A 13,038-nucleotide genomic window follows, 5' to 3' on the forward strand; every position below is an offset into this window, starting at 1 on the left:
CTTTTTATCGACTTATTCGCATTGATATTAAGCATACAGATTTTCAAAAATGCTATGATGCTGCGAATCGTTTTGCCGCTGCTTTACGACCACAGCTTGGAGCTAGGGTATTGGGGCCTGAACCACCGCTGGTCTCCCGTGTGCGAAATAATTTTATTCAGACAATTACATTGAAGATTGAACGCACAAATATTAGTATTGCTAAGGTAAAGGAGTTGATTCGTTCGGTTTTATTGGATTTTGAGATTGATAAGACCAATAGCGGCGTTCGTGTTCAGGTCGATGTCGACCCTTATTAACGACATGTTTTTATGTTCTCGTAGCGTTGGATCATGTGCTAACTGAACTGAGTTTTTCGTGATGAAATGCATGTAACTTTTTGATAATGTTTTAGATATAATGTTTTTATTTGGTTGTGATTTGTTGTGTGGTCTACGTTCAGTATTGTATATTGCTTTGATATTAAGTGATTTGTGAATAGTTCGGCTAAATATCCTTTTTAAAGGTAAATTTGAAACATCATGGCGTATAAGTTTATTGATAATTATCGGGAAAGAGGTGCACGCAAGAAATTGGTTGAGCATCTAAAAGGAAGAGGTATTGAAGACCAAAAAGTATTGGAAGCCATTGGGAAGGTACCACGTCATTTCTTTTTTGATGAAACCTTTTGGAATCAGGCTTATCGCGATATTGCTTTTCCAATCGGTGACGGACAAACAATCTCCCAACCGTACACTGTCGCTTATCAATCCGAATTGCTCCACGTGAAAAAAGGGGATAAGGTACTGGAAATTGGAACAGGATCAGGGTATCAAACTTGTATTTTGCTTGAACTTGGTGCCGACGTATATACGATAGAACGCCAAGAGAACCTTTATCAACGAACAATTCAGGTATTACCCTATATGGGGTATAAGGCAAATTTCTTTTTGGGTGATGGCTCCAAAGGTATTGAAAAACATGCCCCCTACGATAAGATTATTGTAACTGCCGGGGCACCATTCGTTCCTGAAATCATGTTGAAGCAGTTAAAAATAGGTGGGATTTTTGTGATTCCGGTCGGGGATGAGAAGTCTCAGAAAATGATGACAATAATTCGCGTAGGTGAAAATGATTTTGATCGTATTGAATTGGACACTTTTCGTTTTGTGCCCTTGGTGGGTGATCAGGCCTGGTAATTCACATTGTCTCGAAAAAAATTAAGAGTGCTTCGAACCATTATTCGCTGTTTTTGCAAGATAGGTAAATGAAAATATATTGTTTTCTATTTACTCTTGTGAATCCGCTCAATTTAAAAGTTGTAGTTTGTTACAATATGATTTTGGATAGGATGGATTTCGTCCAACTGATGGAATAAAAAATTATTTAAGAATGAATCCAATCACGACATTATACGATCAAAAGCATCAAGAAATTGCCTCCACGGTCTTAAAATTAAACAAGCAGGTGAATACCCTGAGTTTAACCCGGCTCTTTGTAATTCTTGGTGGGGAGCCTTGCTATTTTATACTTTTCAGCTGGAAAGTCTTCCATTGGTTTTCTTTTGTTTCTTTGCTTTATTGTTCCTATTTGCGTATTTGGTACGCCGACAAAGCCAGTTGGAGCTTCAGAAGAACTATTTTGAAGCCTATCTGAAGGTGCTGGCCAATGAGCAAAACATCATTGATGGAAAAGCAAATATGTATGCTAATGGAGAGAACTTTGAGGATGGTAATCATCCTTATAGCTCAGATATGGACGTATTCGGCGTATATTCGTTATTTGCCCAATTGAATCGGTCAACAACAAAACAGGCGATTGATTTGCTGGCATCTTGGCTAAATGCACCCCTGGATAAAGAACAGATCCAGCGGAATCAGGAAGCGTCAAAGGAGTTGGAGAGTGAATCGGAATGGATATGGGATTTTCAGGCGAAACTACTAGCAAATCTTAATCATAAACTAGATATTAAGACTTTTTTGTCCAATTATTTTCAAGACGGAAATTTTAGTTTTGGAAACGCTTTCATGCGTATCTATGTCAAAGTGGGCCCGGTTTTATTTGTGCTAGCGCTTGTTGGAAGCTTTTTATTTCCAAATTTGCAGCGGTTGCAACGATATTAGGTTTGTTTCATATTCTTTGGGCTTTCGCCAAAGCAGGTAGTGTTGGTTTATTTTCATCAAGAATAGACAAGATTGGTGGAATACTGGCTTCCTATGCCGATGCGATACAAGCTATAGAAAACCACGCATGGAAATCCGCCTCCTTACAAGAAATGGCTAATGAATTAAAGCAGGGAGGGCATGCTGAACCTATTTCAAAAGCATTTAAAAAATTAGCAGTTCTTATCAATAATCTGGATGCACGAAATAATGTGTTTGTTGGGATATTCCTGAATCTTTTTTTTGCTGTGGGATTTTAGACAGGTACTGGCGATTATCGATTGGAAAAATAAGTATGAACAAGAGATCTTGAATTCGTTTGATACATTGGCAAAAGTTGAAGCTGTGAATAGTCTCGCAATTTGGAAAAGAAATCATCCGACTTATGTCTATCCGGTCATCTTGGTCAATCCAGATGAGGATAAGATTGAGGCGCAAGGTATTTATCATCCGCTTATTCCGAATGAATTAGTGGTTGCCAACGATTATACCAGCAACGATCATCGGGTTGCATTGGTAACAGGATCCAATATGGCTGGGAAAAGCACATTCTTACGTACAATTGGTATCAATGCAATTTTAGCTTATGCTGGAGCGAGTGTTGCCGCCTCATCATTTCAACTACCAATCTATAAACTTATATCCTATATGCGTATCAGAGACAATCTCAACGAAAGTACTTCCACTTTCAAGGCAGAACTCAATCGGATGAAATTTATACTGGATACTGTAGCTTCACATACGGATAGTTTTTTCTGATTGATGAAATGTTACGCGGAACAAACTCGGTTGACAAATATTTGGGCTCACGCGCGATTATTAAGCAGTTGGTTCGCTTGAGTGGTAAAGGTATGGTGGCAACGCACGATCTGCAGCTGTCTAGTTTGGAACAGGAGTTTCCAAAAGATATCAAAAATTATCACTTCGATATTCAGGTTGATGAAGGGCAGATGCTGTTTGACTATAAACTGAAGACAGGGAGTGTAAGATCTTCAATGCTTCTTTGTTGTTAAAGGGTATAGGAGTCGATATCGAGGAAAATATTGGATAAAAATGACTCAACTGTTTTTGGATAGCCTTACATTTGTGCTCTCTTGAATCCATTAAAAATAACAATAAATGACTTTACAAGAACGTATTGATTTATCAGAAACGCATGTATGTACAACAGTATTCCCGTTTTTGACAAATCATCACGATACCTTATTCGGCGGTAAGGCGATGTCTATTATGGACGAAGTGTCTTTTATGGCCGCAACAAGATTCTGTCGCAAAACGTTGGTGACAGTATCAACAGATCGTATTGATTTTAATAAAGCAATTCCTTCCGGAAGTATTATAGAGGCAGTTGCGCGTGTCCAAAATGTAGGGCGTACGAGCCTAAAAGTGAAAGTAGAAATATTTCTGGAGCATATGTATAAAGAAGGACGAGAACTTGCTATTGAAGGAGTCTTTACTTTTGTCGCTTTGGATGAAAACAAACAACCAATTCCTGTTTTGGAGGGTTTGGATATTGAATAATCAGCCTAATTTGATGGGGAAGAGCTGGCAGAGACTTAGAAAAACGGGTGGATTATTCCACCCGTTTTTGTGTTTATTCACTACGTTTGATCGGGCTAAGTTCTTTTAATTCTTCGTCTGTAAAGAGCCTGTAATGTACCTTAAAGGTTTTTCCAAGTGGTGTTTCCAACGAAAAACCACCGGGCCAAAGCCCTCCAGTACATCAAGTGTGAAATGGGCATGTTTCCAATACTCAAACAGATCCCGGTCAACCCAAAACTCGTATCCTTCAACCAATCCGATCATGGCGTCATTCATGCGCGGAAAATACCCCCTTTTTCAAAACATTGGGGCTGAGTCCCTTCACAGCAGCCTCCAGCCTGGTAAAACATCAATGCACCGTGTTGTGCTTCAAGGGTATGAATGAGATCTTTGGCTTTGTCTGTACTATCTATTCTGTTGACCATTGCTGAACGGATTGATAAATGAAGAATAATGCATTTCTTCATTGCGTTTTTAATTTACAGCGTATTAAAAGAAGCCCAGTTTTTCCTTGCTGTATGATATTAACATATTTTTTGCCTGACGATAATGCGCAAGCATCATCTTGTGATTTTCTCTACCAATTCCGGATTGTTTGTATCCTCCGAATGGAGCGCCAGCTGGATAAGAGTGATATTGATTAACCCAAACACGGCCTGCCTGGATGGCGCGTGGAACTTGATAAAGTTGATGCGCATCTCTGGTCCATACACCGGCGCCGAGACCATACATAGTGTCATTGGCAATAGTGATCGCTTCTTGTTCGTCTTTGAAAGTTGTTACAGCCAAGACCGGACCGAAAATCTCTTCTTGAAAGATCCGCATCTTATTATTTCCTTTGAATAGCGTTGGTTTGATGTAGTAACCTTCTTCAAAACCTACGCCGACATTATTTTCGTCTCCGCCAGTCAGCACTTCGGCTCCTTCTTGTTTGCCTAGTGTGATATAAGACATAATTTTGTCTTTTTGAATTTTTGAAGCTTGGGCCCCCATCATTGTTGTCGGATCCAATGGGTCCCCAACTTTGATCTGATTGACCCGATTGATGACTCTGGCAATAAATTTATCGTAGATATCCTCCTGTACTAATAAACGTGAAGGACAAGTGCATATTTCTCCTTGATTAAGGGCAAATAAAACGGCACCTTCGATTGCTTTGTCCAAGAATGCATCGTCAGCATCCATGACAGAACTGAAGAATATGTTGGGGATTTTCCTCCCAATTCCAGTGTTACGGGTATAATATTTTCTGTAGCATATTGCATAACTAATCGCCCTGTTGCGGTTGATCCTGTAAAGGCTGCCTTCGCAACTTTAGGATTGGTTACTAAGGCCCGGCCTAGTTCCGAGCCAAACCCATTCACAATATTTATCACACCTGCCGGTATCAGATCGCCAATAATTTCCATCAAGACGAGAATTGACGCCGGTGTGCTTTCTGCTGGTTTTAAAACAACGGTATTTCCGGCAGCAAGCGCTGGAGCTAGTTTCCATACCGCCATTAAAATTGGGAAATTCCATGGAATGATCTGTGCAATAACGCCGATCGGTTCGTGTACAATCAAGGAAACGGTATTGCTGTCTAATTCAGTTATTGATCCTTCTTCGGCGCGGATTACTCCGGCAAAGTATCTAAAATGATCAATAGCAAGCGGGATATCTGCATTTAGCGTCTCGCGTACTGCTTTTCCGTTATCTATGGTTTCTACTGCAGCAATATATTCCAGATTAGCCTCGATGCGGTCTGCAATTTTATTGAGGATAATGCTGCGTTCGGTTGCTGATGTTTTCCCCAGGTCTCAAAGGCTTTGGACGCGGTATCAACCGCCAGATCGAGATCTTCTTTCGTTGAATGTGCTACCTGGGTATATACTTTACCATCTACGGGCGAGATATTGTCAAAATATTTTCCTTGGATCAGGGCTACAAATTTACCGCCGATGTAATTGTCGTATCGTTCTTTGAACGATGGTCTTTTAATTGCGCTCATATGATTTATTATTACTTATTTTTAATCCCTTCTTATCAAAGTTAGCCAGCAATTATTCAATACCGTAGCATTATTGAGGCAAAGGGTAGCATCATTGTTGCAGTATAGTGTAGGGATATTATTCTGGGATAGCCCAAAACAAATGCTTGGATTTTTTTGTTATATTTGATTGATTTCCAATTATATTTAGTTGATGCGATATGAGAGATAGGACACTGATTCATACGTTACCATTTTCTCAGGGAAGGGAACTCAGTACGCTGGTGGAAAACCGACGCGCGTTTACATTGGATAGCCTAGAACTGAATATATATGAGACATACCGTGTTTCGGAGCATGTACCCCTACGGTTTGATGACCTGGTGATGATCAATATGATCCAGGGAAGAAAATTATGCACTTGGATCATATGAAAGCTTTTGATTATCTGCCCGGGCAGATGATCGTATTACCGGCCATGGTCGGTATGCATATTGACTTTCCGGAAGCTACATTGGAGCGACCTACGCAGTGTTCGGCCCTCACCATCCGAAAGGAGAAAATAGAAGCTGTATTGGATTATTTAAATGAATTTTATCCAAAGGAACAGTTGGGCCGCTGGCATATTGATCCTGAGCTTTTTCATCTTTACAATTCGAACGAACTGGCCGAACTTGTTAATAAATTGTTTCAGATTATTATAAGTGAAAATCCGCTTAAAGATGTTTTGGCAGATCTGACATTTAAGGAGCTCACAATTCGATTGCTGCAGTCACAGTCTCTTATGGCATTGAAGGTGGGGAAATCGCCCAACAAAGTACTTGTTCATTTACAGGAGTTTATTCGTAGGAATATCACCGAGAAAATATCCATAGACTTATTGGAGAAGGTCGCTCATATGAGCAAGGCAAGTTTGACTCGAATGTTCAATCGAGAACTCGGGCTGAGCCCAATGGAATATGTGATTCAGCAACGTATTGGTAAAGCAAAGCAGCTTTTGCTCTTGACTCGAAATGTAAAGGAATCCTGTTTTGGGGCAGGCTTCAACGATGTTAATTATTTCGTTCGGCTGTTTAAAAATAGGGTGGGTATCACGCCAGGAGCATTCGTCCTGGCGCAAAGATGGCCTTAGAATTTCATGACGCGATCGAGCTCACGTTTGACATCTCTTTCCTTTATATTTTCCCGTTTATCAAAATCTTTTTACCTTGTGCTAAAGCAATTTCAACTTTTGCAAATCCGCGTGAACTGATAAATATGCGCAATGGAACAATTGTAAAACCACGTTCCTCGCCTTTTTCTTTTAATTTTTTCAATTCTCTTTTTGTCAGCAAAAGCTGACGGTCGCGTTTTGCTTCGTGGTTATAAAATGAGCCCATGGAATATTCGGCAATATGCATATTACGAATGTAAAGGCCGTCGTTAAAGAAACTGCAGAAACTATCGTTGATATTTGCTTTTCCCTCACGTATTGATTTTATTTCTGTGCCTAGTAGTCGAATTCCAGCGACGTATTTGTCCAGTAGATGATACTCAAAAGAAGCTTTTTTATTTTTTTATATTGATATCTGAAGATAAAGCCATATATTGTTGTATATTAGTAAGTCTATACCATTGCTAGTGCAATGAACCTAAATGTAACTAATTATAGGATAATTTATAGTTCGCAAATATAATTATTAAAATTGTCTTATTTTATAGTAGAATTGTGTGGGGAGATGTTAGCGGAGTATTAAAATAAAATTAACTGTTTTGGGCGATGTGTTAAAAATATGACTAAATTTAAGTGAAAGTCAGATTATGTTTTCGTATGTTTGCAACGTTTTTGGAATTATTGTGAATATATACAACGTAGAATTTTAGCTTACATTGTGGGTAGAACAGATTTTTATTCGAAGACAGAGTTTTTATATAAAAGTCCAATTCGAGAATTTTGTTTGTTACAATAACATCTAAAAGTTAGAAATAGTTTTAGAAATACCTTTTTATCGCATGAGTAAAGGAAAGTTAGGCGAAAAATATCGCAATTTAAGATTGTAGAGGAGTTAAAAGCTAAAGGCTTATATGCCTATTTTAGACCTATTCAATCAAAGCAAGATACCGAGGTAAAAATCGATGGTAGACGTGTATTGATGTTCGGTTCTAACTCTTATTTAGGGTTAACGACTGATATACGTATTATAAAAGCAGCGCAAGATGCTTTGGAAAAATATGGTACTGGATGTGCTGGATCGCGTTTCTTAAACGGTACGTTGGATATTCACGTAGAACTGGAAGAAAAACTATCTGCTTATGTGGGTAAAGAGGCCGCGATTCTATTTAGTACAGGTTTCCAATCAAATCTTGGACCATTGTCTTGTCTGATGGGACGTAATGATTATATTTTGCTTGATGAACGTGATCATGCGTCAATTATTGATGGTAGCCGTTTGTCATTTGCAAAAGTGATCAAATACGGTCACAATAATATGGACGATTTACGTGCTAAATTATCTAGATTACCTGAAGAAAGCGCAAAATTAATTTGTACTGACGGTATCTTTAGTATGGAAGGTGATATTGTTAACTTACCGGAGCTTACTACAATAGCTAATGAGTTTGATGCTGCTGTTATGGTAGATGATGCACATAGCTTAGGTGTTATTGGGCACAAAGGGGCTGGTACAGCCTCACATTTTGGACTTAATGACGATGTAGATTTGATCATGGGTACTTTTAGTAAATCATTAGCTTCTTTAGGTGGATTCGTAGCGGGTGATGCTGATGTGATTGATTTCTTGAAACACAATGCACGTTCGGTAATGTTTAGTGCGTCAATGACGCCAGCATCTGTTGCTTCTACACTGAAGGCGTTAGAGATTATTCAAAATGAACCTGAACACATCGAAAAATTGTGGAAAAATACAGATTATGCCAAAGCACAATTATTAGATCATGGCTTTGATCTAGGTGCTACGGAAAGTCCTATTTTGCCTATATTTATCCGTAGCAATGAAAAAACGTTCTGGGTAACTAAAATGCTCCAAGATGATGGTGTATTCGTTAATCCAGTTGTTTCTCCGGCAGTTCCTGCGGAAGAGTCTTTGATCCGTTTTTCATTGATGGCGACACATACTTATGACCAAATCGATGAAGCAATTGAGAAGATGGTTAAAGTATTCAAACAAGCTGAAGTTGAAACATTAATATAAAATCTAATCGTATGATTCAGATTGTACCCGTTGAAACAAAGAAACAAAGACGGCTGTTTATAGATTTCCCTCATAGTCTCTATGAGGGAAATCCTAATTATGTACCTGCCTTATTTCTTGAACAAAACGATTTGCTTTCCCCTGACAAGCATCCCTTTTATAAACATTCCCAAGCACAACCTTTTCTAGCTTATCGTAACGATAAGATTGTCGGTCGTATATGTGCCATCTGGAACAACAACCATAATGCCTTTAATCATGTCAATGAAGGACAGTGGGGTTTTTTCGATTGTATAGATGATCAAGAAGTCGCAAACGCGTTATTTGAAACTGCAGAAAAATGGGTTAAAGCTAAAGGAGGGGATACGATCGTTGGGCCGATCAATTTATCGACCAATGATACCGTTGGTTTATTGGTTGACGGTTTTGATAAGCCTCCAGTGGCCATGATGCCCTACAATTCACCTTATTACATCGACTTGATTACCAATTCAGGCTATGGACATAAAGTGGATTTGAGAGCTTATTTGGTTATGGAAAAGTCTGCGGATAAGCGTTCTGTATTGCTTTTGGATAGGCTGGAAGAGCGTTTGAAAAGATCTGGCATTACATTGCGTCAATTCAATGTGAAGGATTTTAAAAACGAGGCAGCAAAAGTTCGTGACATTTATAATAGAGCATGGGATAAAAATTCGGGTTTTGTTCCGATGACAGAGGATGAATTTAATTATACGGCCAAAGATTTAAAAATGATTCTCGATCCACGTTTTGCTATCGTTGCGGAGAAAGATGGTGAGCTTGTTGGCTTTGGTCTAGGGATACCAGATATCAATCAGATCCTTATCAAAGTGAAGCGAGGACGTCTACTTCCTACAGGTATTTTTAAATTGTTATTTGGCAAGAAAAAATCAACTTGCTTCGTGTACTCATGTTAGGGGTATTGGAAGACTACCGTAAGCTTGGTATTGAAGCATGTTTGTATGGCCGAATTATAAAAGAATCAAAAGATTCTAATATTAAGGGGGCCGAATGTTCATGGATGTTGGAGCATAATTACATGATGAACCACGCTATTGAACAAATGAATGGAGAATTGTACAAACGTTATCGTTTGTATCAAAAATCATTATGATAGAAAAGTATTAATCACCGGAGCGAGTGGTTTTGTAGGCTATCATTTGACAAGAGCGGCAAAGGAAGCAGGGATGGAAGTTCATGCTGCCGTTAGAAAGTCGAGTGATGTTTCAGAAATTCGTTCTGTTGTGGATAAATTTGTTTATCCTGATTTCACTGATGAAGCTTCCATCAAAGCTTTATTAGAATCGGAAAACTACACCTACGTCGTACATGCGGCGGCAATGACGCGCGCCAAACGCGAAGAAGATCTCGAAAAGGTCAATGTTGGTTATACCAAAAACCTGGCGTCGGCTTGTTTTTCATTGGAAAACCCAATCCGCAGATTTGTATTTGTAAGTAGTCTTGCAGCGATAGGACCTGTTCCTTATGCATCCAATTTAATTGATGAACGCAATCCCTATTGTCCAGTTACAGCTTATGGTCGAAGCAAAAGGAAGGCGGAACTCGCATTGAGTGAGTTTGAGGGTCAACCAGTGACAATTTTACGGCCTACAGCGGTATATGGTCCCAGAGAGAAAGATATTTTTATTCTTTTCAAGACAATGAACGGTGGAATGGATGCTTATGTTGGAAGATCTCCTCAGAAACTTAGCTTTATTTATGTGACAGATTTAGTTCAAGCGATTTTAAATGCCTGTCGTTCCGATCAAGGAGGGAAAAGAGTATACAATCTGAGTGATGGTCAGGTCTATGACAGATATGAAATGGCAAAATTTTTCAAAGAGTTCACGCAAAAGAAAATGATCCGAATACATATTCCATTAGGGGTCGTAAAAGCGGTAGCAGTAATCTTTGAACGTGTATATAAAAATTCAAAAACAATACCTGTACTATATCCAGAGCGATTGAATGAACTTACAGCTGAAAACTGGGGCTGTGATATCTCGGCGGCTCAACGTCAGCTACAATACCAACCTAAATATGATTTGAAGAAAGGCTTAATGGAGGCATTGGCTTGGTATAAAGAAAATAAATGGCTATAATCGCAGATAATGAGTGAGTTAAAAATAAATAAAAAACTTTTTCAGGATAGAAAGAGAACAAATATCTTAAGTGAACCCGAACAAAAGTTGATTACATACCTTGTACCTAGGGTTCCTAATTGGATTACTTCGGATGGCCTTACAGCGATCGGTTTTTTTGGCTCGTTAATGGTTTTAGGGAGCTTTATACTTGCAGAATACGTGGATATTCGCTATTTACTTCTGGGTATACCCGGTTTTTTCGTTCAATGGTTTGGTGATTCATTAGATGGGCGTATAGCTTTTTATCGGAATAAATCGCGCCGTTGGTATGGATTTGCGTTGGATATCGTAATGGATTGGATTAGTACAGTCTTTATCGGATTAGGGTATGTGCTTTATACGACTGGTGACTATAAGTATCTGGGCTTTACTTTGGTCTCGTTATATGGATGGGCAATGATTATATCACAACTTAGGTATAGGATTACAGATAAATATACGATAGATGCCGGGATACTCGGTCCAACAGAAATACGTGTCATTATCGCTTTAGTGATGTTATTAGAGGTTTTCGTGCCTGGTTCTATTAATTGGTGTGTATTCGTCATTTGCATTTTACTTTTTATTATCAATGCAAATGATACGCGTCTTTGTTGAAATTGGGCGATGCAAAGGATAAGGAAGACAAATTAAAAAAGCAGCAAGAGGAGGTGGAATAAATATGTCTTCAAAGGTGATTACTTTTTTAAAAGCACAACTTTCCGCCTTTTAGGCGGATTGTTTGATTTTGGGGTGTATTCTGCCTGTTATAAATTGCTGCATATTAGCGCTCCTTTTTCTAATGCAATCAGTGGCAGTCTAGGTGCTGTCGTAAATTTCTTGATCAATCGGTATTGGTCTTTTGGTAGCACGCAAAATTCTGTAGGTAGCCAGTTATGGAAGTTTGTGATTGTTGTCTGTGGTAGTATTCTGCTTAAATCTACTGGCATTCACTTCCTGGTGGATGTATATCATTTCAATTTTTGTTTTCGAAGTTACTTGTCGAGTTGCTTGTTTCTCTAGGCTTTAATTATACGCTTCAGCGTTTTGGGTTTTTAAAGGTGAAGGGAAGTGATTTTTTCTCCTTTCTTGTCGATTAGACAATATAGTTCAGCCTAATGCTGTTTTTTTGCATAACTTTTTTTCGAACACCTAATCCTTTTTTAATTTTAAGTTCTTGAAATTGTAATCCCTTGTTGATAACTCCTGGTTATTTGTGGTGGGGTTCAATGTTTGTTTTTATTTCCGACCTCCGCTTTTTTAGATTTTCATTGATCAACACACTGTGAACAGCTATATTCTTTTCCGTAAAGCTAAGGCCATTTGGTCATCTTATTACTTGCTGCTATATTGATTAACTATGAAGTTAGAGCTAGCTTAGATTTAGGTTAGCATATAGTTAGGTTTAGTTTAGCTAAAACCTAAACAAAACCTAAGGAATACCTAAACTAAACCTAAACAAACCCTAACTAAACTCTGGATTTGTCCTTACCCTGAGCCCCTGTTTTCGGGCTGTTTTTCTATGGTGGTGGGTTTTTTTGCTGCGGTTTTTAGGCCTGTCTATCCGCCGCCTGTCCGTTATCCCGGCTTGGAGACCGTCCCCTCGGATTTTTTTCTGTTCCGGGCAACTGTTTTTCAGGGGTTCGCTGAGATGTCCATTCTCCGGTTCTGATTCCCGCTGCCCATGCACTTTTCTCCCTTCACTGTTTTTTCGTATAGCTGGCCTTGCTGCGACTTTTCGCCGGATTCCCCGGTTCTGCGCTGCTGTGGCGTAAGTCTAGCCCATAGGCAATCCTGCCTTTCCACTGCGTATCCGCTGCGGTTCCACCATCCCCTTGCGCCGCCTTTCCACGGCTTATCCACTGCAGATCCAGTGCATATTCTGATATAACCCGCCTTTTTTGTCCCCGGAGCCCCCGGGATCCTGTTTCACAAAAAGAATCCGCCAAGTTCACAGCGAGTTAGCGGCAAAATGAAATAAATAAGAACAAAAGGCTTGGAAGTGATTATAAAACTCCCTATCTTTGCACCACTCCGCAAGGGAGGGACGGTTG

At 39.2% G+C, this 13,038-nt stretch carries 18 protein-coding genes and 2 pseudogenes; 15 read left to right on the forward strand and 5 right to left on the reverse strand.

The genetic code is table 11. The features are described 5' to 3' along the window. The first annotated feature begins 26 nt into the window (after positions 1–26). The 7 genes from KUH03_RS46680 (at position 27) to KUH03_RS25440 (ending at position 3,662) form a co-directional block, all read left to right on the forward strand. On the forward strand, positions 27–299 hold the full coding sequence (locus KUH03_RS46680) for a hypothetical protein (protein WP_306429798.1): 273 nt from the start codon (positions 27–29) through the stop codon (positions 297–299). A 222-nt stretch (positions 300–521) separates the two neighbouring features. Further along, positions 522–1,178 carry a protein-L-isoaspartate(D-aspartate) O-methyltransferase gene (locus tag KUH03_RS25415; protein WP_120260051.1) on the forward strand — a complete coding sequence of 219 codons (657 nt, stop codon included), beginning with the start codon at positions 522–524 and terminating at the stop codon, positions 1,176–1,178. A gap of 318 nt (positions 1,179–1,496) precedes the next feature. Then, positions 1,497–2,102 carry a hypothetical protein gene (locus KUH03_RS25420; RefSeq protein ID WP_257087363.1) on the forward strand — a complete coding sequence of 202 codons (606 nt, stop codon included), beginning with the start codon at positions 1,497–1,499 and terminating at the stop codon, positions 2,100–2,102. A 2-nt stretch (positions 2,103–2,104) separates the two neighbouring features. Further along, the gene (locus KUH03_RS25425; protein ID WP_257087364.1) at positions 2,105–2,401 is read left to right on the forward strand and encodes a hypothetical protein; all 297 of its coding nucleotides are present in this window, start codon (positions 2,105–2,107) and stop codon (positions 2,399–2,401) included. Further along, positions 2,385–2,900 carry a hypothetical protein gene (locus KUH03_RS25430; RefSeq protein WP_257087365.1) on the forward strand — a complete coding sequence of 172 codons (516 nt, stop codon included), beginning with the start codon at positions 2,385–2,387 and terminating at the stop codon, positions 2,898–2,900. The genes KUH03_RS25425 and KUH03_RS25430 overlap by 17 nt, the downstream gene beginning before the upstream one ends. A gap of 8 nt (positions 2,901–2,908) precedes the next feature. Next, the gene (locus KUH03_RS25435) at positions 2,909–3,154 is read left to right on the forward strand and encodes a hypothetical protein (RefSeq protein ID WP_257087366.1); all 246 of its coding nucleotides are present in this window, start codon (positions 2,909–2,911) and stop codon (positions 3,152–3,154) included. A gap of 106 nt (positions 3,155–3,260) precedes the next feature. After that, the gene (locus KUH03_RS25440; RefSeq protein ID WP_257087367.1) at positions 3,261–3,662 is read left to right on the forward strand and encodes an acyl-CoA thioesterase; all 402 of its coding nucleotides are present in this window, start codon (positions 3,261–3,263) and stop codon (positions 3,660–3,662) included. A 105-nt stretch (positions 3,663–3,767) separates the two neighbouring features. Here KUH03_RS25440 and KUH03_RS25445 read toward each other — a convergent pair whose 3' ends face one another. From KUH03_RS25445 to KUH03_RS49155, 3 genes and pseudogenes are all read right to left on the reverse strand, one after another. After that, positions 3,768–3,959, reverse strand: a complete 192-nt coding sequence (locus tag KUH03_RS25445; RefSeq protein WP_257087368.1) for a DUF779 domain-containing protein — start codon at positions 3,957–3,959, stop codon at positions 3,768–3,770. Further along, positions 3,956–4,150: a DUF779 domain-containing protein gene (locus tag KUH03_RS25450; RefSeq protein ID WP_257087369.1), complete on the reverse strand. Its 195-nt coding sequence runs from the start codon at positions 4,148–4,150 to the stop codon at positions 3,956–3,958. The genes KUH03_RS25445 and KUH03_RS25450 overlap by 4 nt, the downstream gene beginning before the upstream one ends. Positions 4,151–4,172: 22 nt before the next feature. Then, positions 4,173–5,673: pseudogene (locus KUH03_RS49155) on the reverse strand (aldehyde dehydrogenase family protein). A gap of 200 nt (positions 5,674–5,873) precedes the next feature. Between KUH03_RS49155 and KUH03_RS25460 the strand changes: the two are divergent. Together KUH03_RS25460 and KUH03_RS25465 are read left to right on the forward strand one after the other, a co-directional pair. Next, a complete protein-coding gene (locus tag KUH03_RS25460) occupies positions 5,874–6,086 on the forward strand; it encodes a hypothetical protein (RefSeq protein ID WP_257087370.1) in 213 nt (70 codons plus the stop codon). Beyond that, the gene (locus tag KUH03_RS25465) at positions 6,068–6,784 is read left to right on the forward strand and encodes an AraC family transcriptional regulator (RefSeq protein WP_257087371.1); all 717 of its coding nucleotides are present in this window, start codon (positions 6,068–6,070) and stop codon (positions 6,782–6,784) included. The genes KUH03_RS25460 and KUH03_RS25465 overlap by 19 nt, the downstream gene beginning before the upstream one ends. Here the strand turns inward: KUH03_RS25465 and smpB are convergent. Next, positions 6,781–7,236 (reverse strand): annotated as a pseudogene (gene smpB, locus KUH03_RS25470) (SsrA-binding protein SmpB). The gene KUH03_RS25465 and the pseudogene smpB sit on opposite strands and share 4 nt — an antisense overlap. A 548-nt stretch (positions 7,237–7,784) precedes the next feature. Between smpB and KUH03_RS25475 the strand changes: the two are divergent. From KUH03_RS25475 to KUH03_RS25500, 6 genes are all read left to right on the forward strand, one after another. Beyond that, entirely contained in the window at positions 7,785–8,843 is a 1,059-nt protein-coding gene (locus KUH03_RS25475) for an aminotransferase class I/II-fold pyridoxal phosphate-dependent enzyme (RefSeq protein ID WP_257087372.1), read from the forward strand. Positions 8,844–8,854: 11 nt separating this feature from the next. Next, the gene (locus KUH03_RS25480) at positions 8,855–9,778 is read left to right on the forward strand and encodes a hypothetical protein (protein ID WP_257087373.1); all 924 of its coding nucleotides are present in this window, start codon (positions 8,855–8,857) and stop codon (positions 9,776–9,778) included. Beyond that, the gene (locus KUH03_RS25485; protein WP_257087374.1) at positions 9,757–9,975 is read left to right on the forward strand and encodes a hypothetical protein; all 219 of its coding nucleotides are present in this window, start codon (positions 9,757–9,759) and stop codon (positions 9,973–9,975) included. Before KUH03_RS25480 ends, KUH03_RS25485 begins: the two co-directional genes overlap by 22 nt. Continuing rightward, entirely contained in the window at positions 9,929–10,963 is a 1,035-nt protein-coding gene (locus tag KUH03_RS25490) for an NAD(P)-dependent oxidoreductase (protein WP_257087375.1), read from the forward strand. The genes KUH03_RS25485 and KUH03_RS25490 overlap by 47 nt, the downstream gene beginning before the upstream one ends. A 9-nt stretch (positions 10,964–10,972) precedes the next feature. Then, positions 10,973–11,602, forward strand: coding sequence for a CDP-alcohol phosphatidyltransferase family protein (locus KUH03_RS25495; protein ID WP_257087376.1), 630 nt, complete (start codon positions 10,973–10,975; stop codon positions 11,600–11,602). Positions 11,603–11,737: 135 nt separating this feature from the next. Then, positions 11,738–12,007 carry a GtrA family protein gene (locus KUH03_RS25500; protein ID WP_257087377.1) on the forward strand — a complete coding sequence of 90 codons (270 nt, stop codon included), beginning with the start codon at positions 11,738–11,740 and terminating at the stop codon, positions 12,005–12,007. 677 nt (positions 12,008–12,684) lie between these two features. On the opposite strand, the gene KUH03_RS25505 is transcribed toward KUH03_RS25500, so the two are convergent. Further along, the gene (locus KUH03_RS25505) at positions 12,685–12,939 is read right to left on the reverse strand and encodes a hypothetical protein (RefSeq protein ID WP_257087378.1); all 255 of its coding nucleotides are present in this window, start codon (positions 12,937–12,939) and stop codon (positions 12,685–12,687) included. Positions 12,940–13,038: the final 99 nt, after the last annotated feature.

Origin of the sequence: Sphingobacterium sp. E70 (assembly GCF_019285695.1) — a bacterium.
Classification (GTDB): domain Bacteria; phylum Bacteroidota; class Bacteroidia; order Sphingobacteriales; family Sphingobacteriaceae; genus Sphingobacterium; species Sphingobacterium detergens.